This window comes from Vibrio sp. R10-SF1-ISO8 (assembly GCF_059833805.1).
Map to the genome: position 1 here is coordinate 481,941 of NZ_JCBDHL010000010.1, position 25,819 is coordinate 507,759.

11 protein-coding genes are annotated in these 25,819 nt (G+C 45.5%); 8 read left to right on the forward strand and 3 right to left on the reverse strand.

The genetic code is table 11. From position 1 onward, the window contains the following. Nucleotides 1–165 precede the first annotated feature (165 nt). Nucleotides 166–585: a universal stress protein gene (locus tag AC6R00_RS07855; RefSeq protein ID WP_239854168.1), complete on the reverse strand. Its 420-nt coding sequence runs from the start codon at nucleotides 583–585 to the stop codon at nucleotides 166–168. Nucleotides 586–788: 203 nt separating this feature from the next. On the opposite strand from AC6R00_RS07855, the gene AC6R00_RS07860 reads away from it, so the two are divergent. Further along, entirely contained in the window at nucleotides 789–2,174 is a 1,386-nt protein-coding gene (locus AC6R00_RS07860; RefSeq protein WP_239854169.1) for a glycoside hydrolase family 1 protein, read from the forward strand. Between the two features lie 660 nt (nucleotides 2,175–2,834). Then, entirely contained in the window at nucleotides 2,835–5,663 is a 2,829-nt protein-coding gene (locus tag AC6R00_RS07865) for a M16 family metallopeptidase (RefSeq protein ID WP_500639948.1), read from the forward strand. 598 nt (nucleotides 5,664–6,261) lie between these two features. Here AC6R00_RS07865 and AC6R00_RS07870 read toward each other — a convergent pair. After that, nucleotides 6,262–6,885, reverse strand: coding sequence for a TetR/AcrR family transcriptional regulator (locus AC6R00_RS07870; RefSeq protein ID WP_500639949.1), 624 nt, complete (start codon nucleotides 6,883–6,885; stop codon nucleotides 6,262–6,264). 122 nt (nucleotides 6,886–7,007) lie between these two features. Further along, nucleotides 7,008–8,099: an efflux RND transporter periplasmic adaptor subunit gene (locus tag AC6R00_RS07875; protein WP_500639950.1), complete on the reverse strand. Its 1,092-nt coding sequence runs from the start codon at nucleotides 8,097–8,099 to the stop codon at nucleotides 7,008–7,010. Nucleotides 8,100–8,374: 275 nt separating this feature from the next. Between AC6R00_RS07875 and AC6R00_RS07880 the strand changes: the two genes are divergently transcribed. From AC6R00_RS07880 to AC6R00_RS07905, 6 genes are all read left to right on the forward strand, one after another. Then, nucleotides 8,375–9,100, forward strand: a complete 726-nt coding sequence (locus AC6R00_RS07880; RefSeq protein ID WP_500639951.1) for an IclR family transcriptional regulator — start codon at nucleotides 8,375–8,377, stop codon at nucleotides 9,098–9,100. A gap of 5 nt (nucleotides 9,101–9,105) precedes the next feature. Next, complete coding sequence (locus AC6R00_RS07885; protein WP_500639952.1) at nucleotides 9,106–9,939, forward strand: arginase family protein; 834 nt, start codon at nucleotides 9,106–9,108, stop codon at nucleotides 9,937–9,939. A 473-nt stretch (nucleotides 9,940–10,412) separates the two neighbouring features. Beyond that, nucleotides 10,413–12,305, forward strand: coding sequence for a PhoX family protein (locus AC6R00_RS07890; RefSeq protein ID WP_500639953.1), 1,893 nt, complete (start codon nucleotides 10,413–10,415; stop codon nucleotides 12,303–12,305). Nucleotides 12,306–12,492: 187 nt separating this feature from the next. Next, complete coding sequence (mrdA, locus tag AC6R00_RS07895) at nucleotides 12,493–14,394, forward strand: penicillin-binding protein 2 (RefSeq protein WP_171320310.1); 1,902 nt, start codon at nucleotides 12,493–12,495, stop codon at nucleotides 14,392–14,394. A 337-nt stretch (nucleotides 14,395–14,731) separates the two neighbouring features. Next, a complete protein-coding gene (locus AC6R00_RS07900; protein WP_154662709.1) occupies nucleotides 14,732–14,890 on the forward strand; it encodes a hypothetical protein in 159 nt (52 codons plus the stop codon). A gap of 260 nt (nucleotides 14,891–15,150) precedes the next feature. Beyond that, nucleotides 15,151–25,611 (forward strand): VCBS domain-containing protein, encoded by a 10,461-nt coding sequence (locus AC6R00_RS07905; RefSeq protein WP_500639954.1) that lies wholly within the window; start codon nucleotides 15,151–15,153, stop codon nucleotides 25,609–25,611. Nucleotides 25,612–25,819 lie beyond the last annotated feature (208 nt).

Genomic DNA, 25,819 nt, shown 5'->3' on the forward strand with positions numbered 1-25,819 from the left:
AGTTGCTCGCAGAGAAAAATAGCTAATTATTCCAATCACTATGGAACAGAACTTCCATAATTGGCCGTAGAAGGTAGGTAAGGTTAGATGAATGCTAGTGGTAGCAGAAGCATGGCGAGATAAGTAGATTCTCGCCTTTGCTTGCCTGTCTTGAGCGCAACTTACTTAGATTGGTACTATGAGAATATCAACCGGTGATTTATCGACAAGATGTTTGGAGTATGAGACGATTTTGCTCCAAAAATCATGGTGATGACCACAGATCAACAGGTCGACATTGTTCTCTTCTATGGTGTTTTTAAGCTTGTCAGCCAGTTCGCCAGTGCCCACAAATATCTGTCTGATCGCAAGCGGACTGTACTCTTCAAAAGCAATAATTTGCTCGATAGCATGTTCGCCTAATGGTTGCTGATCCGGTGTGTCTTTCAGATCGACTAGCTCTGGATAAATTTCACCATGTGAGCCGTCTACGTGGATAAAAGAGATTTGTGCATCGGTCAGTTTGGCCAAGTATACCGCCCTATCAATCAGAGCTTTGGTCTCTTCCTCAAGCTCTAGGGCAACAAGAATATGCCGGTAGTTCATAATCGTGTCCTCTTCTGAATATCCTACAGTAAGCATAATATGTGTACTGGGTGAATGTTGTCGTTAAGGTCTCGAAATGATGAAAATTATCGACGGTTTGTTGGTAAAAATAGGAAACAACCTCTAGTCAATCAGACCTCATTTGTTCCTCGTTTCATCTCTACAATGATTGGCAGATGTTAATGCTGATTTAGGAATCGATTATGACTACATTTCCCAATCACTTTCTGTGGGGGGGCGCTATTGCTGCCAATCAAGTAGAAGGGTCTTTTGATTTATATAACAAAGGATTATCTACATCAGATATGTTGCCAAATGGGATTTTAAGCCCCCATCAAACCCGCGAACAGCGAACCGATGGGATTAAAGATTTGGCCATCGATTTCTACAACCGCTACCCTGAAGATATCGCCCTATTTAGTGATATGGGCTTTAACTGTTTGCGCCTTTCAATCGCGTGGACACGCATCTTTCCTAATGGCGACGAGCGTGAGCCCAATGAGGAAGGGCTAGCTTATTACGACAAGATTTTCGATGAGCTGGCGAAATACGATATCCAGCCATTTGTCACCTTGTCTCACTATGAAATGCCTTATGCTTTGGTGGAAAATTATGGTGGTTGGGCGAGCCGTGAGTTGATTACTTTCTTTGAGCGTTACGCCAGCACGGTATTTGAACGTTACAAAGATAAAGTGAAGCTGTGGCTAACGTTCAATGAAATCAATATGTCGTTGCATGCTCCGTTTACTGGTGTCGGGCTCGAAGAAGATGCCTCAGAGCAAGCGATCTATCAGGCTATTCATCATCAATTAGTTGCGAATGCTAAAGCGGTTAAACTGTGTCACCAAATCATACCTGATGGCAAAATTGGCAACATGCTGCTAGGGGCAATGAACTATCCGTACACCTGTAACCCTGATGATGTGATTGCAGCGATGCACGAGAACAATAAGTGGTTGTTCTTTGGCGATGTGCAAACCCGAGGTAAGTACCCTGGCTATATGCTGCGTTACTTCCGTGAGCAAGGGATAGAAATTGCAATGGAACCGGGTGATCTAGAGGAGCTCGCAAGTGCAAGTGTCGATTTTATCTCATTTAGTTACTACGCAAGTGGCTGTGCGAGCGCCGATCCTAAGCAAAAAGAGGTGGGCAACATCGTTGATAGCGTGCCAAATCCATACCTCGAAAAGAGTCAATGGGGTTGGCTAATCGATCCAAAAGGCCTGCGGATTCTGCTCAATTTCCTTCATGATCGTTACCAAAAGCCACTGTTTATCGTTGAAAACGGTCTAGGTGCTCGTGATGAAGTTGACGAAAATGGCGAAATTATCGATGACTATCGTATCGCTTATTTGAATGATCACCTTGTTCAGGCAAGGGAAGCGGTGCTTGACGGTGTCGATCTGATGGGCTTTACCAGTTGGGGACCTATCGATCTTGTGGCGAATTCAACCGCAGAAATGAGTAAGCGCTACGGATACATCTACGTTGACCGTCACGATGATGGAAGCGGAACTCTAGCGCGAAAACCTAAGAAAAGTTACTACTGGTATCGGGGGGTCATTTCAAGCAACGGTGCGAGCCTATAAAGTCTGTTCCTAACGCCAACAACGATAAGGTGTGTCGGTGGCACTATCGACACACCTTTAGCAAGATTCCATTCATTCTTGTTCTTGAATACGGTTGTTTAGCTAGTATTTGGACACTTCTGTGTCATTGATTGCGCTAAATTAGTTTTTAACGGATTACCTGTAGTACAACAAAACCTTTAAAGTTCATTCCCCCACTAGGAGGTCTCGTGTACATGAACGGGAGTTTCTATAGTACGATGAGTCATTGCAATACAACTGCAATCTTTTCGATTGATGGCTTGTACCGCAGTGTCAACTTACAAGTGAGCCGCTATTCTGCTGAAGGTGGGGGTCGTATGGATTAGGAACACGATCGCCCGTCCAATCACCACATGTTTGAGACGTAATCATATAACCGGAGCGAGAAGAATAGGCTGCGCAATGGTTCAATACATCAACCGACTCTCCATGATAAAACGTCATCGTTACTTCTGTACTTTGCCTAACCACTACATCGCCAAAGTTCATAAGGGTAAGTGATTACTATGCGCACTCATCGACGCAATGCTTATATTACTAATATAAAATCTAATTTTGTGAGGTTACTAATTTCTCGACAGGCATTTACGCTGCCTATAGGATTAATCTCACTCATCATTTAGACCCAGTGCGTAACCTATGTGGAACCAAAAATTTAAGCAAACTCTTGTCTTACTCTCTCTGTCGTGTCTTCCTTTTACGACAATCTCAGCGCCTAATGAATCGGCACTTTGGTTTACCCAAACCGATATCGCTCTAGATTCTCGTTATCAAACGGTTCTGCTTGATAACGGCTTGCGCGTTATCACCGTTGAAAACAGCACGCCCAAACAGGGGCTATCTATTCGTATGTTTGTGGACGCAGGCTCATTTCAAGAGAAAGGTAAAGAGCCAGGACTTGCACACTTTTTAGAGCACATGGCATTTAATGGCTCAACTCATGTTCCAGAAGGCGAAATGATTTCAATGCTTGAAAGGCACGGTTTAGCTTTTGGCGCAGACACTAATGCCACCACAAGTATGACCAACACTAATTACCGACTCGATTTACCTAAGGCAGATATTGAAAGCATTAATACGGCATTATTTTTATTACGAGAGACGGCTTCTGAGTTAACGTTGGATCAAGGCGCAATAGATAGGGAGCGTAAGGTCATTAAGTCTGAAGTTCGTGAGCGTCAATCGGTAGGGCTGGACCGTTTCCTTGACTCTTCAGATTATATTTATGCAGGAGCAAATCTACCCAATAAAATTGGCCTTGGGACAATCAAAGGGATGGATCAAGTCACCCAAAAGGACCTAAGAAGTTTTTATCAAACTTATTACGCTCCAAGGAATACCACTCTGGTTTTGGCTGGCGATGTGAGTCATGACGTTATGCTTGAACGCGTTAAACATTTCTTTTCTGACTGGCGCAATAAAGAGTTTCAGCCCGCTGTTGACCCGGAGTTTAACGTCGTGTTGCCGAGTAAAGTTGAAGCGAAAGTGTTTACAGATCCAAATGTAGAGACGCGAATAGAATTTAACTTTCTCGAGAAGGAGTCACCTGAAGCTAACAGTAAGGCACTCAATCTAGAGTACTGGACTCACTTACTTAGCACTAGGGCTTTGATTAATCGTATTGACACATTAGCCTACGAAAGTGGCGGTCGAATTCTGTCACCGAGTATGTCATCAGAGATAAGCTTAGAATCTGTTCGTGTAAGTCAAATCGGGGTGACAACAGCAGATAGAGATTGGGAATTTGGCCTCTCAACACTAGAGCAAAAATTACGTCAAGCGGTTGAGTTCGGTTTTACCGAAGATGAGATAAAGAAGCAGCTTACAGCGTTAGAAAATCAACTACAGCTTAGTGTCGAAACGGCTGGGGATTCGTCCAGTGACACTCTTGCTAACAGAGTCATGAATGCCGTTGATAGTGGTTACGTTATCGCATCACCACAAACCGACCTATCCATATTCTATGAACTACGAGACCAATTGACCGTTAAATCAATCAATGAGGCCTTTCGGAAAAGGTGGGCATCTCAACCACCTCGTCTCTATTTAACCGAGCGTAGCAATGCCCCAGGCCTTGAGAAGACGTTGCTTGAAACATATGCGGAAAGCCAACAAACTAAGGTAACGCCCTATGTGGAGAAGGCTGCCACTGAATTTGCTTACCAGAACTTTGGTAAGCCAGGCAAAGCTCAGCTAATTGGTACGTCCAAATACGGGCATATTCTTCGCTATCGTTTTGATAATGGTGTCATGTTGAATATTAAACAGACCGATTTTGAGAAGAGCGTTGTATACATCTCGGCCCGTGTTGGTAAAGGGCTGATGGCATTAACTCAAGAGCAATCTGCTCTGATTAATTTGTACAACGTCGGCATGTCTACTGGTGGGCTTAAAGCTCATGATATTAATGAGTTGAAGCGCATATTTGCAGGCACGACCATGGGCCTTGAATCCACGGCAGAGACTAACGCATTTGTTTTGAAACAGGCAGTGAAAAATGAAGATGCGCTTAATCAACTTCGGGTATTTGCCGCCTTAATGATTGACGGTGGCTATCGTGAACAAGGCAAGTCTTTCACGCTACAAATGTTAAGTAATTACTTAGAAACCTACCAGGAAAGCCCAGAAGAAGTTCAGGCTGTTAATATTAGGTCCAAACTGCATGGTGGTGACTTGCGATGGGTCGAACCTTCGATGAAAGAGCTAGATGCATTCTCTATGTCTGACTTGAAACCGATAATGGATAATGCCATTTCGAATGGCCCAGTAGAAATAGGTATTGTTGGTGATATTTCTCCTCAAGAGGCGATTGACTACGTGGCCCAAACTTTTGGTGCATTAGATATTAAGGCAAACGCAACAATAGAACGTTATCAGGTAGAGTTTCCAGCAATTAAAAAGGAAGATGTTACTTGGTATCACAAAGGTGAAAAAACAACAGCACTTGCGAGTAGCTACTGGGATCTGCCTGATGCTCGTAATACGAAACAAAGCTTACACTTTTTGTTGTTGGAGAACGTCATTCAGCAACGCGTAACAAGAGAAATCAGAGAGGCTATCGGTGCCGCTTATAGTCCTTGGTCTGGGCGCATGCAATCTTACAGTTTTAAAAACTTCGGTTATCTAACAATCAATAGCAATACGACCATCGCTCAAGTTGATAAGGTTTTTTTAGCTTATAAGAATGTGCTGAAGTCGTTGCAAAGTGAGCTGATCACGGACGATGAACTTAAGCGAGCAGTAACGCCAATTTTGGACGCTGTAGATCAGCAGGTAGAAAGCAATAGTTATTGGTTCGACTTAACTTCAACAGCGCAAACTTACCCGGATATAATTGAAGCCGATGGGATCACTGCGCAAGAATTAGCAGCAGCAACAAAAGAAGATATTTTGGCAGCAGCTAAGCTCATTGATGTCGACAATGTACTTCAAGTAAGAGTGCTTCCAGAAAAATATATTGACCAGTAATACAAGCTCTGGCAGGGCAAAAGCAACGCTGTTGGGGTGCGTTTAATCCAATTTGATGAGTGTTACTTTTGTATATTGAGTTAATTGCTCAAGGATGAGCTTCAATGACGACAACAAAGGCCCGACTATTCAGGCCTTTGTTGTTTTCTGTTCTGACTCATGCATGTTTAAAAGCACAGGTGATCCTATGTGTCCTACCCGTTTTCTCATGCTGGTATCCCGCCCATTGCAATAGTGCTTATCCTAAAGCAACTCACTAAACCTAAATTCATGTGGCTGCTCACCGCCACATGCAAGCCTTTAGACGCGACTAGGGGCTTTTTCATTTCATATGATTGGTATATTTTTGAACTAACTTTTAGTCTCACTATGCATCTGTCGTGAATATGCAAACTTTGTCATGCTGTGAGATAAGGACAAATAAGTCAAATAATGCTTTGGATTAATGTGTCGAATCAGTTGAAACAAAGAAAGGGGCAAAGACATGTTTGCCGAAATGGTCGTCAGCACGTCCTTGGGGATTTAGAGCCCAAAGAGCCGCCTGACATTATTCCATCCTCAATCTTAAAGAGTCATTCCGATTGGGGGCACTCAACAATTACTGGTTTGGGGTCTTTGATTTTATGCCTTGGCAGCCAAGAAAGAAATCTATCGCAGATTCTAAGTTGGCTTGGCGCTCGTTTGCGTCGTTCGGAGCCATACCGAGGAAGACGGGGAAGAAGGTTCTCCCTTTAACCAGCGCCCAAAGGTTAGTGGCCAGTTCTGATGTGTTTTGCTGCGGTAAAGCGCCGTGACGAATGGCCTCTTCAAGCCAAGTCTCCATCGGGCAAGCTTTAATGCTCTCAACTTCATTGAGGTGACATTTTCCCTGGCACATGGCTTCAATGGTGATAGCGACTAGTAGGCGTCGCTTTTCACATTGCATGATGTGTTCAAGCTGCTGGGCAAATATATCGATCAGTTGTTGGCGAATATCGATAGCCGGATTGAAATCAGGTAAAGCGTGATTGAGCTTTTCCTCTTCCATGATGTACTCAACAACCGCTTTATATAAGTTCTCTTTAGAACCAAAATGGGAATAGACAGTCGGCTTTGTCGAATTCGCTTTCTTTGCAATGAGCTCTAACGAGGCGCCTTGTACGCCCATTTCCTTGTAGCACTCAATTGCAGCCAAAATGATACTGAGCTTGGTTTTCTCACTGCGTTGGTTTCGTTTGTCCATACCTTTATCCGTACAGGATGGGGAAAGATGCAAAGCTACCATAAATAATCATGCCTTCTATCACTAAAATAGCTTATTGAGAGTTTTTTCATCTTTTATCGACTTGTTTGCTGCTTTTACCATCAAGATTGGCGATTGAGTATCTCATTGAGCTGATTAACGAGGTTAACCATAGGGTCGATTTTCTTACCGACCAACTCGGGTGCTTCTGGAGTAGTTAGCACGAAGTCATTAGGCTCCAATCCCGATTTGATCGGAACATAACCCGTGTAGCTCTCTTTGATTTTGGCGATTGTGACCTGCTTGGGTTTTACTACGCGTTTTTCATCCAAGACAAACAGGGTTGGAATCCCATCATTAGTATGGATAGAGGAGGCTGGGACAAATAGCTGAGGTTCTTGCTGTGGACTGTTCAAATAGAAAGCGGTCTTTGAGCCGATCAAATGCTCGCCATTTCGGTTGTCGAAAACGGCGTAAGCGCTAAGTTCTTGACTTTGGTTGGCGAGCTTAGAATCAACATAGCGCAGCTTGCCATCGATATAATGACCTTCCTGGCTGACAATTGAAGCCTGTAAATGGTTTGGGTAGTTGTTTAGTACCTTGCGAAAGACGTTCAGTACTTGAGGAGAAGCAGTGAAGTGTAGCTCTACAGTATCGGTCGCGATCAGTTCTGTAATCAAATCACCTTCATTAACGTAGTTGCCTGCATTCAAATGGAACTGGCCTAGTGTGCCTGAAAATGGCGCGTACATGGTGGTTGCCTCATGATCTTGCTGGGCGATCAGTAAGTTACTTCTGGTCGCTTCTACCGCATTGACAGCGCTTTCAAACCTTGGGTCATCCTCTCCGGTGGTACGAGTAAGCTCGATGATGTTTCTGGTTGCCATTTGATACTCATTTTGAGCGGTCTTAACTGCTAGAGCAGCCAAGGTGGCATCGAAATCAAGCAATGGCTGACCTTTTTCAACGTATTCACCATCTTGGACGTAGATATTGGCAATTTTTCCGCTGTTTTCCGCCTGAATCTTGGTGTACTTAGATGGTCTGAACTCGCCTTCCAGCGCAATCAATTTAGTCGCTTTTCGTTCAATAGGTAATTGAACCATGTAAGCGGTCGAGTTAGCTGATGGCTTTGCTTGAGAAAGTTGGCAGCCGAAAAATAGAGTTGGAGCAAGCGTTAAGGTTAGGCCAAGTGAAAGGGCGAGTTTGTTCATATCTGTCCCTGATTCGTTGTTTTATTTATATGATTTATCGAACTTTATAATTCGTTTCTAAATTTTTATGGTTGGAAAGGATATTTTAACTTTACCGTTAAGTAAAGTTTTGTCTTGGACAAAGCCATTTATATTCCAGTACAAGGAGTTGTAGAGAGTTTGGTTATTCTTACTAAGTGAGAAACACTGGTTATTTTTAATTACTCATTCTTATTGAGTAAGAATAGAATTTGATCATGGCCTTAATGTGGCGATACAAGAACAGAGTGAACTCAATGAAGCAAAACAGTGGGCAAGTAAACGAAAAGGTGCTTCAGCTACTTATGCAAGTGGCGGTGAATGAAGAGCCGGTGACAGCGAAGCAACTTAGTGAACAGTTGGGTACGCCTATCAGTAGCCTTTATCGACACCTAAAGCTGCTGCGAGAGTGGAACTTGATAGAAGAAAGTCCAAATGACAAAACCTTGATCATCGGTCCGGCAGCATTACTGCTTATGCGAAGCTACGAAACCAGTCAGCATGACCTAGATACCGTCGATTCAGTGCTCAATCGTTTACAAAAACAAACCAATGAGATGGCGGCATACATGGTACCTGTTGGTTATCGAGCACTTTGTGTCAGTCGCAAAGAGAGTATGCAGGCGCTTCGTTGCAGCTACGTCCAGGGTCAAAGTCAACCTCTGTTGCGAGGCGCCTCATCGAAAGTCATGTTGGCTTATATGCCTGCAGCAAGATGCGAAAAGATCCTGCGTTACTTTGGTCAGCAACAACAATTGGAACAGTGGCAACAAGAGTTAGAGCAGATCCGTAATCAAGGTTATGCGCTTAGTACCTCTGAGATTGACCCTGGTGTTTCTGGGATCAGCGCGCCAGTGATGAAAGGTTCGAAGTTAGTTGGCGCAATTTCGGTGATGGCACCTGCACATCGAGTTCAAATGAATCAACAGAGGATTATTCTTCACGTTCTTCAAGCAGCGAGGGCATTGCCCCCAGAAAGGTAATAGATATGTTCGGGCTATTTCGACGTAATAAAACGCAAAGTGTTACCGGTGTTTTGTCCCATCGTTTGGTATTGCTGAGCGTCAGTGAGCGCTTGAAACCAATGAAACAAGTGGATTTCGAAATGGCCGATCAAAGCTTAGAAGAGATGTACGATTGGGTCTCTGAGCTAGAAGGGCACTGTTGGATAAACGGTGGTCACTACAACCTTGAGGCACAACCCGTCGGCAAGTATCAACTTCATTTAAGTCGTTATCTTGGCTCTGAAGCTCTGCCCATTGTGTTGACGAACAACAGTGAAACAGTGCTGCACACCCTACCTCTTATCCACTCTCCTCGGCGTGAGCTTGGCATCATACATATTGGTCGGCAATTTGAGATTAAAGCTTCTCTTGAACCAGACCAAGGGAGCGCTTTTCATTTCGCGTTATCTCGTTATAACGAATGTCGCCTGTTCTGTTTGGGCATCGATCAAGCAAGCCAAGATGAAAGGGCGTGGGAGTACGCCGAAGATCTTGGCTGTGACTGGATGACATTGGCAGAATGCAGTTTCAGTTACCGATTGCAGGTCAAACAGCAGCTAGCCAATTATTTAGCTCACTGTGATGATGTTATCGTCAATATTGATCTCTCTTGTCTCTATCCGGTATCGCGTTTAGAGAGAGGCTCCGCACTGGATGTTCAAATGGTCAATCGAATGATCCGCCAGCTGTTGATTTCCGGTAAGGTTCGTCAGGTACAGTTGGTCGGGTATAAAGATAAACACCTTTATTCAAAGCAAACTCAAAGCATTTTGCATGAATTGACGCAGATGTTTCCATCGAATAATCGAGCGGCTTAGTCACGACTTTCGAAAAACCTTGTCGCTAGAAACGCAAAAGCTGGCGGTTAAGCCAGCTTAGTTGGGTGTTAGCACATTAAGATTTGTTCGCGTCTTTGTTCGACTCTTTCCAGTACTGAATACGTACGCGATGCAATTGTGCTCTTCTCATTTTCTTCATGATAATCCCTCACTTAGAAACAATGCAGCTCGTCATTGAGCTTATGTGAATGTAGTTCCTCATGAACAGGGATTAATTTAGACCCCAATTTCGAAAAGATCTAGGTTTTTGATCACATTTTTTTGTATGTACGCCATACCTTATTAGTTAAAAGTGAACCATGGCGCAGTTTAATAAGTTTGAAATGTAACTTGTGGGTAAGTGTCATATTGCAAATTAATATTAAATAAACAATAACTTAAGCAAAGTGTCATTTTCTCCGTCTACGATTTGCTCGCATTTATATAATTATTACTCAAGCAAGGAGTCAGCAATGCGTTCGGTTTCAGACAAGAAGTGTGACAATCAGGATTCTGAATTTAGCCAAATGATCGATGCACGTCTATCTCGTCGTCGATTTTTAGCGGGAACAGCAGCAGTAAGTGCGAGTGCTTTTCTTTCACTTAACCCAATTACTAAAGCTTTTGCAGCGAAAAATGATAGCCCGCTGCTTAACTTTGAAGCCGTACCAGCTTCAACTGCCGATGCGTTTATCGTGCCTAAAGGCTATAAAGCGACGCCACTCCTTTCTTGGGGTGATCCAATTTTCGCAGACGCACCAGAATTTGATCCAAGTGGTAAGCAAGATTCGAAAGCACAATTGCGCCAGTTTGGAGATAACACTGATGGAATGAGCTTCTACCCAATCAGTGAAAACCGCGCTGTAATTGCCGTAAACAACGAATATACAAACTATGATTTGTTGTTTGACCACGGTGGTAACTCCATGACTGCAGATGATGTGTTAAAAGCGCAAGCAGCACACGGCGTAACCGTATTTGAAATCGTTAAGTCTGGTGACCAGTGGAAGCTAGATAAAAACGGTCAGCGTAACCGCCGTATTACAGCAAATACCGAAATGCAGCTGACAGGCCCTGCCGCTGGTCATGACTTGATGAAAACCAAACTCGATCCATCAGGTATGAAGCCACTAGGCACGTTCAACAACTGTGCAAACGGTCAAACGCCTTGGGGTACTTACCTGACTTGTGAAGAGAACTTCAACGGTTACTTTGGTACTAGTGGTAGCGCTGAGGTGTCAGCTGATCACAAACGCTATGGTGTTAAAGCAGCTAAGAGCAAATATCAATGGCACGATACTGACGAACGATTTGATGTTGCTAAGCATCCAAATGAACCACACCGTTTTGGTTGGGTGGTTGAAATCGACCCTAACGACCCAAGCTCAACGCCACTTAAGCGCACTGCATTAGGTCGCTTTAAGCATGAGAATGCTGCCCTGCTAATCAACGACAACGGACATGTTGTGGTGTATTTAGGTGATGATGAGCGTGGCGAGCACCTATACAAGTTTGTCTCTAAGAACAAGTACCAACCAGGTAACGACAAAGCGAATCGCGATCTATTAGAAGAGGGCACTCTGTACGTGGCTAAGTTCGAAATGGATGACAAGGAGCTTAAGGGCAAAGGCCAGTGGCTAGAGCTAACGCATGGCAAAAATGGTCTAACTAAAGAGAACGGCTTTAAAGATCAAGCCGAGGTGATGATCTTTGCGCGCCGCGCGGCTACGCATGTTGGCGCTACGACGATGGACCGCCCTGAGTGGGTTGCGGTTCACCCTGATAACAAACATGTGTTCTGTACCTTGACCAACAATAAGCATCGCGGTGTAAAAGAAGGTCAGCCTGTTGGTGGTCCTAACCCACGCAAAGAAAACCACTACGGCCAGATTGTGCGTTGGGTACCACAAAACGGTGACCATACAAGTGATGGTTTTGAGTGGGATCTGTACCTGATTGCGGGCAACCCAGAAGTGCATAAAGGTAACTTGTACGCAGGCAGTGATAACATCAACGCTGATAACATGTTTAACAGCCCAGATGGCATTGGTTTTGATGCGGCAGGACGCCTATGGATTCAAACCGATGGTAACTACTCGAACAAAGGTGACTTTGCCGGCCAAGGTAACAACCAGATGTTGTGTGGTGACCCAATGACGGGCGAAGTGCGCCGTTTCCTAACAGGCCCTATTGCTTGTGAGATTACAGGACTTACCTTCTCAGCGGATAACAAAACTATGTTTGTGGGTGTTCAGCACCCAGGTGAAAGTGGGGCACCTTCTCATTTCCCTGCTGGTGGTAACAGCAAACCGCGCTCTACTATCATGGCGATTACGCGCGAAGATGGTGGTGTAATCGGCGCATAAGCGTTATTAAATGGTTGAGCCCCGAATGTCATCATTCGGGGCTTTTTTGTTTTCACTTGGGTGTTTTCTGACTTTGTTTACATTGCTCGTACATACTTGAATTCGGTTATTGGTAACGTCTGCGCCAAATGTAACTAAATGTAAATACGTAAAGAGTGGCATTTCGCCAATCTTTAAAATCTTGCCTATGAACTTTCATCACCAAAGCAAAGCGATACGAAATCATGACCAAGAAGCCAAGTTGTTTCGAAATCGAGCGATTGTTGCTTTTGTCGCTATGGTTGCTCTGCTTGGAGTACTTATTGCCAACCTTTATCGCTTAGAAGTAAAGCAAGTCGATTATTATAAAACCCGCGCTAATGACAATCGAATTCAGGTCTTGCCTATCGCTCCAACTCGAGGGTTAATTTACGATCGCAATGGCAAAATCTTAGCGAACAACTTTCCGGTTTACGTTTTACAAATGATTCCTGAAAAAGTTGAGGATTTGAATGCCTCTTTGGATAAGCTGGGGCAGTTGGTCTCGCTTTCTGATGCTCAACGAGAAAAAATTTACAACCATCACGGTAAGCGTTTTAAACCTGTCATCGTCAAGAATGGTTTAACAGAACAAGAGGTTGCCCGATTCTCAGTCCATCAATATGAGCTGCCGGGCTTTTCTATTGATGTCGAGATGAAGCGAGATTACCCATATGGCGAGATATTGACTCATGTATTGGGCTATGTTGCACATATCAATGATCGTGATCTCAAGCAGCTAGATGAGAAAGGCGAGCTTGCGAACTACCGAGCAACGAAAACAATCGGCAAACTAGGTATTGAAAAGTACTATGAGCATCTACTTCATGGTCAGCAAGGGTATCAAGAGGTTGAAGTAAATAGTCGCGGCCGCATTATCCGCACCATTGAGTATGTCCCACCAGTTTCAGGTCAGGATTTGGTGCTGAACATTGATATCGATTTGCAGAAGTTTGTATTCGATAAGCTTGATCATCGAGAAGGCAGTGCCGTGGTGCTGGACCCTCGTGACAATAGTGTTCTTGCTATGGCGTCTAGCCCAAGTTATGACCCTAATCTGTTTGTAGAAGGGATTTCGAGTAAAGCCTACAGTAAGCTACTCAACGACCCATTCCATCCATTAGTCAATCGCGCCACTTTGGGCGTGTACCCTCCTGCCTCGACAGTCAAACCCTTTATGGCAGTGGCTGGGTTAAGTGAAGACATTATTGAGCCAGATACAGTTCGTAATGATCATGGTGCGTGGCGGATTCCGGGTACGACAAGACAAACTAAGGTGTGGCGAGATTGGAAACGTTGGGGGCACGGGCCTGTGAATGTCACGCTAGCGATTGAAGAGTCGGTTGATTCTTTTTTCTATCACATTGCGTATGAGCTAGGTATCGATCGTATTTCAGATTGGATGAATATGTTTGGTTTTGGTCGATTGACGGGGATTGATATACCGGAGGAGACGCGAGCCAATATGCCAACTCGGGAGTGGAAAGAGTCTCGCTATCGTCAGCCTTGGTACAAAGGCGACACCGTGCCTATTGGTATTGGGCAAGGTTACTGGACAGCGACGCCTTTGCAGATAGCTAAGGCAACGTCTGTATTAGTGAATCACGGTCAAGTCATTGCGCCCCATTTATTGAGAGCGACCTTAGCTCACGGTACGCCATTTAGTGAAGAAAAGCCCAAATCGACCAAGACCGATGATCAGATTAAAGGGGTGAGTGATAAAACCTGGGACATTGCGATGAACGCGATGCGACTGGTTAACTCTGGTAGTCGAGGCTCGGGGCGTAGAGCGTTTCGAGGGGCTGACTATTGCAGTGGTGGCAAATCAGGGACAGCTCAGGTGTTTGGTTTGAAGAAGGATCAGGTCTATAACTCCAAGGAGCTGAGTTATGATCTTCTTGACCATGGCTTGTTTACTGCCTTTGCACCTTGTGATCAGCCAAGATATGTCGCCACTGTGGTGATCGAACATGGTAATGGCGGCTCAAAAGTGGGGGCTCCTTTTGTACGTCAGGTATTTGATTACCTAGATATCGCAGGAAAAAAACAGCAGAAATCGAATCACTCGTAGCGGTAAAAAGTGCTCCAATGGATAATTATGCGTATGGAAGCATAAAATTTGTGATCTTATGTTGATATGGCACTAAATGTAGTTGCGACATTTGTACGGTATCACTATATTGAAAGGGTATTCCAATAACTTAAAGGTGTAGAGAAACGAGTAAACTCCCAGAGTTAATACGAATAAACTGAACGCAAAAAGAGACACAGGGCTTAACGAATCCGTCGTTAAGAGTGCATCGAAAAACGTATAAGAACTAAGTATTTTCAAAGGCCTTTTGCTTTATCCCTCTCAAGTAGTCGCATCTTCAAGTTATCGATACTGTTTTGATAACCAAGGAGGAGGTTTGGCTATGTTATCACTAGGTTTGGTCGCTTTAGGCGTATTCGTATTCTTCTTCTGCTGGGTAGTTCAGCACGGTCTACCAGTCTTGGGTATGAAGCTCGATGAAGATGATTTATTGCTGATTTCAGAAATGTCTGGCGAAGACGTACTCGAAGCATAACGAAAGATATCACCAGAAAAAAAGGAGCCATAGGCTCCTTTTTTAGTTTCTACTTTTTGTTTTCAATTTGATTGTCTATCTGACAATAGTTTCCCCTGAATTTACAAAAACTATTTAATGCTTTGAAAAATATAGGCTTATTGTCTGTCGGTATCAGGTAAAAAAACTGGCTCATAACTTGCGATAGCTAGTGTCCATGCCTTGTTCCACTAAGTTAATGCTGGTGGCAGGACTTATCCAAGACGACTAAGGAGCCAGTTATGAAGCAATCACTTTCCCTTCCTGAAGGTGCGCAGATAGCGGTTGATAAAGATGGCAACGTTAGAGTGCTTCCTTTGGGGCTCCCACCACGACCAGAAGAGATTGTCATAACACAGTCGGACTTAGATAGCCTGCCCGAGTTGAGAAAAGCATTAGTTGAGAGCCCAGAGCCAAGCCCCCCTTTTGTCTCTGAGGTCGAAGATGTGACTCGCTTACTGGAACAAGGCTTGGACCCCACAGCATTGAGTGAGTTTTCACCAGCCGCAGGGGGAAGCAATGGCGCAAGTCTTACCTTGTCTCAATCGATAGAAAGAGAGGGGGTTGAAAAGCTTGCTAAAACAGAGTTTGAAACACGAGGGCTAGATAAAGAACAAGGAGAAAAGCAGAGAGTCTCTTTGTTTGATGACCCGGCATATAAAGCGACCAATCAATCGCCGCAAGTATTCAATGAGCAGAGAACGTTTACTGAGGAATCAGGGTTTAATCTTGTTTCTCCACTAATTCCGTTTGATGTGAATGGAGAGGTATTGAGCATCACGGTCACAGAGCTGCCAACCAAAGGTTTTATATCTCATTTTGATGGAACTCCAATCATTATTGGAGAAACGCTGACTATAGAACAACTCGAAAACATCTGTTTTCATGCACCAGAGGAGTGCCGGGAGGGCGATGTAGCTGGTTTATTCTCATATAGTGTTGATGATGGTGTAGGAGCATTTAATAGTGTTCAGCAAGCTAGTATACAGATATTGCTCCAGCCACTTAATGATGCTCCCGTCGCTTTTGACAGTGTTGAAACTGTTATTGAAAACCAGAGATTAGAAGGGCGATTACCTCAAGGGGAAGATGTTGATGGCACCATCGCGTCTTACCAATTAGTCGCAAATCCGGAGCTCGGTGGCGTCACGGTCAATTCTGACGGTTCCTTTGTTTTTGAAACCGGAACCGATTTCGATTTCTTATCAGAAGGTGATACCACCCAAGTCTCTTTCCTATACTCCGTTACAGACGATGGCGGGTTAGACAGTGAACTTCAAACCGTGACCATCACCGTTACCGGTATCAATGATGCGGGAGTGATTGCAGGGGTCGATTTCGGTCAGGTAGTGGAGGATTCGCAAGGGGTAAAGTTAACAGACTCTGGTCAATTGACTGTTACTGATGTTGATGGTGAGCAAGAAGAAGCATTTGATACCAACAGCGTCGTACCAGCCGCGGGTGTTCTGGGACAGCTTGAGATTGATAAAGCCGGCCTATGGCAATACAGCGTCGACAACGCAGACGTTCAATACTTAGGTGAAGGGGAAACCAAACAAGAGATTTTCACCGTGAGTTCGGTTGATGGCACGGAGCACACCGTGACGGTAACCATTATCGGTGTAAACGATGCTGCAGTGATAGCAGGCCAAGATACAGGCAGTGTTAAAGAAGATGAATCTACACCGCTGTTAACGGAATCTGGCACATTGACCATCAGTGATGTGGACGGCGCAGACGAAGAGCTATTTGTCCCTGCGTCTTTGACTACTCCGGAAGATGCGATCGGCACGCTGACTATTGATGAAAATGGCCAATGGAATTTCGAGTTAGAAAACAGCTCAATTCAATACTTGGGTGAAGGGGAAACCATCACCCAGGTTTACACGGTTGAATCCATTGATGGCAATTCACACCCGATCACCATTCAAATCATTGGTACCAATGACGCCGCGGAAATTACTGGTGACGATGTTGGCACCGTCACTGAAGATGAATCCACCCCACAGCTTACTGATACAGGCTCACTACGAATTTCTGATGTCGATGGTGAAGATGAAGAACTTATCGTGGCTGCTACAGGCATCACCAGTGCAGGCGCATTAGGTAGCTTAGACATTACCCAAGATGGTGATTGGACCTACACGGTTGATAATGCGGATGTTCAATACTTGGCAGAAGGTGAAACTAAGGTTGAAACCTTTACCGTAGAATCGCTCGATGGCACAGAGCATACCGTGACCGTCACCATTATTGGCGTCAACGACAGTGCAGAAATCGCCGGCGATGATGTTGGTGCTGTCACCGAAGACGATGATACGCCACTTCTTACAGACTCTGGCACCTTAACCATTTCGGATGCCGATAGTGGTGAAGCAGAGTTTAAACCAAGCAGCGCGGTTGCCTCTGCGGGCGCATTGGGTTCTTTGACTATTGATGGGGCAGGCAACTGGGACTACCAAGTTGATAACGCCGACGTGCAATACCTTGGCGAGGGTGAAACTAAAGTAGAAACCTTCACTATTGAATCCCTTGATGGCACAGAGCACACGATTACCGTCACCATTACTGGCGTCAACGACAGTGCGGAAATTTCTGGTGATGATGTTGGAGCTGTAACTGAAGATGAAGATACGCCACTTCTGACCGATTCAGGCACCTTAACCATTTCAGATGCCGATACCGGCGAAGCAGAATTTAAACCGACCAGTGTGGTTGCATCAGCAGGGGCGCTTGGGGCGTTAACCATCGATGAATCGGGCAATTGGGACTACGTCGTTGCCAATGATTCAGTGCAATATCTGGGCGATGGCGAAACCAAAGCAGAAACCTTTACCGTTGAGTCCCTTGATGGCACGCAGCACATCATTACCGTGACCATTACTGGCGTAAACGACAGCGCAGTGATCGCTGGCGTTGATACCGGCGAAGTAACGGAAGATGACAGTAATCCACTTCTGACTGACTCTGGTACGTTAACTATTTCGGATGCCGATACTGGTGAAGCTGAATTTAAACCAAGTAGTGTAGTAGCGTCTGCGGGCGCATTAGGTTCACTCACCATAGATGATTCAGGTAACTGGGAATACCAAGTTGATAATGCCGATGTGCAATATTTGGCGGAAGGTGAAACTAAAGTCGAAACTTTCACGGTTGAATCGTTAGATGGAACTGAACAAACCATCACTGTGACTATCATTGGTGTCAACGACAGCGCCGAAATTGCCGGTGATGATGTAGGTGCCGTAACGGAAGATGATGATACGCCACTCCTTACTGACTCTGGCACCTTAACCATTTCAGATGCTGATAGCGGTGAAGCTGAATTTAAACCAAGCAGTGTAGTTGCATCTGCGGGTGCATTGGGTTCTCTGACCATTGATGATTCAGGCAACTGGGACTACCAAGTTGATAACGCTGACGTGCAATACCTTGGCGAAGGCGAAACCAAAGTCGAAACTTTCACGGTTGAGTCGCTCGATGGTACCGAGCACACCATTACTGTGACTATTACTGGCGTCAACGATGCTGCAGTGATCTCAGGTGACGATGTTGGCGCCGTGACCGAAGATGAATCCACCCCAGAGCTTATTGATACTGGTTCACTGCGAATTTCTGATGTCGATGGTGCAGACGAAGAACTTTTCGTTGCAGCCACAGGCATCACCAGTGCAGGTGCTCTAGGTAGCTTAGACATTACCCAAGATGGTGATTGGACCTACACGGTTGATAATGCGGATGTTCAATACTTGGCAGAGGGTGAAACTAAGGTTGAAACCTTTATCGTAGAGTCGCTCGATGGCACAGAGCATACCGTGACTGTCACCATTGTCGGCACCAATGATATTCCTGCTATGTTGGGAGATCTTACGGGTGAGGTGAAAGAGGAAACGACTCTACAAACCACAGGTACGCTTACCCCAGTCGATATCGATAACGGCGCAACGCATACTTGGGCTCTAGTCGGAGAAACGTATTCGACCTACGGTTCAATATCAATCGATGACCAAACGGGGGAATGGACTTACACCCTTGATAATAATGCCGCACAACCACTGGCTGAAGGTCAAGAAGTACAAGAAACCTTTGTGGTTGAGGTGGATGATGGATTAGGGGGAACATCGCAACAAAATATCGTCATTACCATTGAAGGTACCAACGATGATCCTGTGATCAGTGGTGATGACAGCGGCAACACTGTAGAAGACTTAATGCTGGTGGCCGATGGTGTGCTCAGTGTTGATGATACTGATGTGACGGATACTCACACTTGGTCAATTCAAGGTAATGGCCAAGGCAGCTACGGCAGCATCACCATCAACCAAAACGGTGAGTGGGAATACACACTCGATCCTAGTTTGACTCAGTCGTTTGAACACGGAGAACTCTACGAAGAACAAACGTTCACGGCTATCGTCAACGATGGTAATGGTGGCACTGACAGCTTTGAAATAGATATCGACATTCTTGGTCAAAATGATGCGCCGAATATTTCAGGTCGTTCAACTCGAACTATCTGGGAAGACGATGGTAGCGGCGTTCGAAGTGGTACTTTAAATACTGGCGACCCTGACGTTAACGAGGTACACACTTGGTCGATTGTTGGCGACCCTGATGGACAATTTGGTTCCCTGACTATCAATCAAAATGGCGTGTGGACTTACACCTTAGACACTAATGCTACGCAAGCAGCCAACACCCAAGCTCTCTCGCTTAATCAAAACGTCAAAGAGTATTTCACCATCCAAGTGGTTGATAAACATAATCAAGTGGATACCAAGCAAGTGGTTGTTACGGTTAAGGGGCGCAACGATGCACCAGAAATTGATGGTGTACTAGTGGGCACGGTGACCGAAGATGATGCATTGCCAGCGACCACTTCAGGTCAACTGAATCACAATGATGTTGATGGATTGGATGACCATGTTTGGTCACTGCAAACCAATCAAGGCCAATACGGTTCGCTGCAAATTGATGCTAATGGTGAGTGGACTTACACCTTAGCCAATGGTCACTCGGCGGTTCAAGCCTTGCTTCCAGGAGAAACTCTAACCGAAACCTTCTTGGTCACGGTCACTGATGACACCAATGACAACAAATCCTCCAACAATGCTTCAGACACTGAAACCATCACCATCACGATTGAAGGTAGCAATGACACGCCAAGCATTACTGGTGGCACAACCGGCAGTGTGATTGAAGATACGCCAGCGAAAAGTAGCGCAACAGGTAAGCTACTAGCCCTTGATATCGATACCAACGATGCACATAGCTGGAAAGTGGTTGGCGAAGATATTAACGGCGAGGCGAGTGGCCTTTACGGCACCTTAACGGTTGATGATAACGGCCAATGGTTATACCAACTCGATAGCACCCGTTGGAGTACACAATCGATCCCACCTGGCACAACAGAAGTCGACACATTCGAGGTTGAAGTAACGGATATCAATGGCGCGACAGAAAGCATCACGGTGGATATTTCGGTGGCTGGTGTTAACACCACACCTGATATCGTATTGGGCGATACGCCTACCATTGTTGAAGATGATGTGCCAAATACCATCAGTGGTACCTTTGGCTCGGGTGATCCTGATGTTGGCGACTCAGCGCTTTGGAGCGTTATTTCAAACGGCAGCTATGGCAATTTTGTACTCGATTCAGCTGGCGGATGGATTTACACCCTCGATAATGGCAACAATGCCGTCAATCGACTTGATAAGGGCGATCTTCTGCAAGATACGGTGCAAATCAAAGTTGTCGACCGATTTGGCGAAGTGTCTATTAAAGATTTCACCATTGATATCAAAGGCAACAATGACGGCCCTAGCATCAAAGGGGATATAGCGAAAACCATCCGAGAAGATACCGCCAGCTTCAGTGGTCAACTGCAAGATGGTGATCCAGACGCTCACGATACTCACTTATGGTCACCGAGCAATCTAGTCGGCAATTACGGCAGCTTTACCATGACTTCTAGCGGCGCTTGGGTCTACTCACTCAACAATGCGCTCGACGAGATCCAAGAGCTCAATCCAAATCAAACCTTGCAAGAAAACTTCACCGTTGAAGTGGCCGATAGCTATGGTGAGACCGACAGCCGTGATGTGGTGATCACCATTCGTGGCACCAATGATCTGCCAACGGTGTCTGGTGATATTGCTGGGACATTTGTCGAAGACCAAGTCGCTCAATCTATCACGGGTGTGATGACCTTGTCAGACATAGACGATGCCGATACCCCAAGCTTCATCGCCAATAGCTACCAAGGTAATTTTGGTCAGTTTGATATTAACCAAGCGGGTGAATGGAGCTTTACGGCCTACCCAGATTCACTGGATGCGATGAAGCGTGAAGAAGTAGTATCAGAAGTCTTCACTGTGATTGCAGAAGATGACTTTGGCGGCGTAATCACCCAATACGTCACCATCAACATTGAAGGGACTAATGATGTGCCTGTCATCACTGGGGATAGCTCAGGTAGTGTGATTGAAGATGGTGCTAACTTTGGTGCGATCGATTTCAGCTCTACCAGTGGGCAGTTAACCTCTTCGGATGTCGACAAAGACAGCTCTGTAGTCAGTTGGACGATTGAAAATGGCACTGATCCAGGTGACGCCGACTATGGCGTTGGTACATACGGTATTCTAACTCTTGGCAATAATGGCCAGTGGGTATATCTACTCAACAATAGCGATCCAGACACTCAAGCACTGAACCTCGGTGATATCGCCCAAGAAACTTTTTATGTCTCTGCAACCGACAATGATGGTGGTGTCTCAGAGTGGCACCAGATCACTATTGATGTCTATGGTCAAGATGAAAACGGCTCTGGAGGTGGTGGCAGCGGCGCTGGTACCGATCTGGGCGATTTATCGACGACCCTTATCGAAGATGTCACCACTGTGACAGATGGCATGGTGCCAGTTTTACCGGGAAACAATAACATCACTGGTGTTTCCCCAATCTCGGGTGGCATCTTTGGTACCTTGATTGATGGTTCTGGTCAAACGGGAGTCGCAGGCCGTCAGTGGCAATACACGCTTGATAACAGCTCTGACTTAGTCCAAAGCTTATCTGAAGGGCAGGAAGTCACCGAAACATGGCGCATTGACACCAATCAAGGCTACTACACCATGGAAGTCGTGATTGAGGGGACAAACGATGACCCAGTGATCACCTTTACCGATTCTCCAATCACTGAACCTGCGCCGGGCGTGACTGTTCAGGTGGGTGAAGTGACCGATGAAGTCTCTCCGCAAGCATCCGGTGTGCTTGGTGTTGATGATCCAGATAACGGTGACACGCATACATGGTCGCTGGATCCAACGACCCCAGCATCAGGCACTTACGGCAACTTAACACTTGATGCAGACAGCGGTGAGTGGGTCTACGTATTGGCCGATAACGCTGCGGTTAACAATCTTGCTCATGGAGAAACGGCCACTGAAACCTTTATCGTGACGGTTACTGATAGCGAGCTTGCGACTGATACACGAACCATTACCTTACAAGTAACAGGCGTGGGTGAAGATGTAGTGGTTGTGGACCCTGTGATTGAAACGCTCACCATGACAGAGGATGTGGATGATCAAGATGGTAGTGATGACGGCGTTTATACCGCTTCGGGGTCGTTAGCGGCACCAACAGACTTAGGCGACAACCCAACCTGGACCTTAGTCGATGGCTCGGGTCAATACGGCAGCATCAGCGTGGATACGAGTGGTAACTGGGTTTACACCTTAAACAACAGCAGTAATGCGGTTCAGTCCCTGCAAACTGGTGAAACGGTGCAAGATACCTTTACGCTTTATGTCGTCGATGAGCATGGTAAAACCGTTGTTAATGGTAGTGGCCAACCGCAGTTGATGGAATTTACCGTGGATGTTCAGGGCAGCAATGATGCGCCAAACATTACCGGCGATTTAGCTGAGTCCATCAATGCCGATAATACCTCGCCCCTGTCAGGTACAGTGCAACCGGGTGATGTCGATACCAATGATAGCCACAGTTGGATCATTGAGAATCCTCCCCAGTATGGTGCCTTTAGCTTTATGTGGGATGGCGTATCGGGAGAATGGAGTTATGAGCTAGATACGACTAGGAACGATCTTATTGAGCTCAATGGCCGAGATTCAGCGCCATTCACTGAAACCATCACCGTTAAAGTGGCCGATAGCTTTGGCTTAATATCTGAAAAAGACATTGTCATTACCATCAACGGGGTGAATGATGCTCCAACCATCAGCGGTGATGCCAGTGCCGCATTAAGTGAAGATGGTGTGCTTACTCAAAGCAAACAGCTCATTGGTGATGATGTCGATATTGGAGATACCGTGACCTTTGATGCCAAGTCACTCAATGGTACTTATGGTTTATTTATTATTGATGCGACCGGTGAGTGGAGTTACACCATCTACAATGATAAGCCACATATCCAAGCCCTTGCTGAAAATGAGGTGGTGACTGAAAGCTTTACCGTGTTCGCTACCGACGATTTGGGTGCGGAAGTGAGCCAAGTGGTGACGGTTACTGTCACTGGTTCTAATGATGTGCCGGTGTTATCCGGTGATGTTCAAGGCATAGTGCAAGAAGCTTCGGGTAGCAGCGCATCAGGTAAGTTGGTGGTCAGCGATGCTGATGTGGGAGACAGTGCAACCTTCACCATCGTCTCTAATGGTAACTTAGGTACGCTACAAGTGAACGCTCAAGGTGAGTGGACCTATATGGTCGATGATACCGCCCCCGCAGTCAATGCGTTGGCAGTAGGGGAAAGCACCACCGATACGATTCAAGTCAAAGCTATTGATGGTGAAAATGGTGAGTCCAATATCGTAGACATCACCATCACCATTAACGGTACTAATGACGCGCCTGATATTGTTGCCATTGCGACTCAAGAAGTGACAGAAGATACACTGTCAACCCTTTCTGGTACGTTTGATAGTGGCGACCCTGATAACTCAGACCCTCATTCTTGGTCAGTGATCAGTTCGGATACCCGAGGCACGCTAACGGTGAATCAGACTACCGGTGCATGGGACTTCGAGCTAAATAATACTCATGCTGATATTCAATCCTTAGCGGCGGGCGAAACCCTAATGCTCAGCTACACCATTCAAGTGATGGATGAGCTGGATGAAACAGACACTCAAGTGGTTGAGTTTGAAGTGACGGGTACCAATGGCGCACCGAGTGTCGTTACCTCAAGCAGTACACTGACCGAAACCATCAATGCTGACAGTACGATTACATCGGCAAGTGGCAGTATTGTGACAGACGATGAAGACACCAGTGATACGCACACCTTCGCCTTGACCGGAGATGTGCAAGTGCTGACCAGCAGCTTTGGTGAAATGACGATTGACCGCACTACCGGTGTATGGAACTACACCCTGAATGTTGCTGCAGGGTTATTGCTTAAAGATGAGTTGGTGAGTGATACCTTTACCGTGACCATTGATGATGACAATGGTGGTGTGATTACTCAAGTGCTAACCGTCAACATTCAAGGTACCGATGACTTGCCTGTAATTACCGGTTCGGCGGCAGGTCAGGTTCAAGAAGATTACCTCAATCAAACCTCTGGGCAGCTTGCCGCGACAGACACCGAAACTGACACGGGCGATCTTACATGGCAGTTAGTAAGTAACTCAGTCGGTCACTACGGTACGTTGAGCTTTAATCCAACAACGGGTGAATGGGACTATCAACTTACTCCTGGCTCAACCAATGACTTAGTCGCTAGTGCCACAGATACTGACGAGTTCACTGTACAAGTATCGGATGGTGTAAAAACCACGCAGCAAGTGATTGCGATTACGGTGATTGGGAATATGGCTCAACAAGGTGGCATCGGCTTTGACTTGCTACAAGCGAGCAGCGCAGATGAATGGTTTTGGGGCGGCCCAAATGACGGTTCTGATACAGGGCAAACAGACAGCTTCGCTTGGAGTGATTCTACGGTAGGTACATCGGCGCAGCCAGGTACTGATTACGTGAAAGACTTTGATGCAGGCGAAGACATTATTGACCTATCAGGTTTCGTCAATGCTAACGATGTTTGGCAATCGGTCTCAGTAGCACAGCAAGTGAACATTGATGAGGTTGGAACTGATACGCAAATTAGCTTGTTCGATAGCAATCAAGATTTGGTTCAAACCATTACCTTGCAAGATGTACTGATCAGCGAGCTGGCCAGTGAAGATACTTCCGGTATGACTCAAGCAGAGTTGCTGAGCGCCTTAGTCAGTGACCAAGCGATCACTATCTCTCAAACCTATGGGCATGAAGGGGACGATACCTTAACCGGCAGCGCTAGTGACGACATCTTGTTGGGCGGACTGGGCGAAGATACCTTTGTCATGCTGAGTGAGAATGCAGGCACGGCATTGAACCCAACCCAAGACACCTTGGCGGATTTTTCAGTCAGTGATGACATCATCGATTTGTCAGACCTACTTCCGGATGCACCGAGCATGAATGATTTATTTGCGAGCATAGACGCTTCTGTTGTCGATGATATCAACGATCCTAATGATGACGCATACACCTTGTTAGAAGTTATCGATGAGAACGGCGGACAAACCAACATTAAGATCAATGATATGGGGTATAGCGAACTCGGATTAGGCGCAGGTGCGACCGATGATGCGATCGTGACTGCATTAGTCGAACAACTAAAAGTCCTCCAAGTCGAGACATAGAATAATGATCTTTACTATCAGTCAAAATAATTACAGGGGGAGCAATGAGCTCCTCTTTTTAGTTTTAGACGGTGAAATTCAATGTGAGAATGATATTTTCATTTTGGCTCTATAACTCTTGTTTTGCTTCCCATTTTGAGAATGCAGATAGCGAACTTTTTGCGGAAATATTATCTATTTGAAAATACGAAGTTATATACACCTTGTT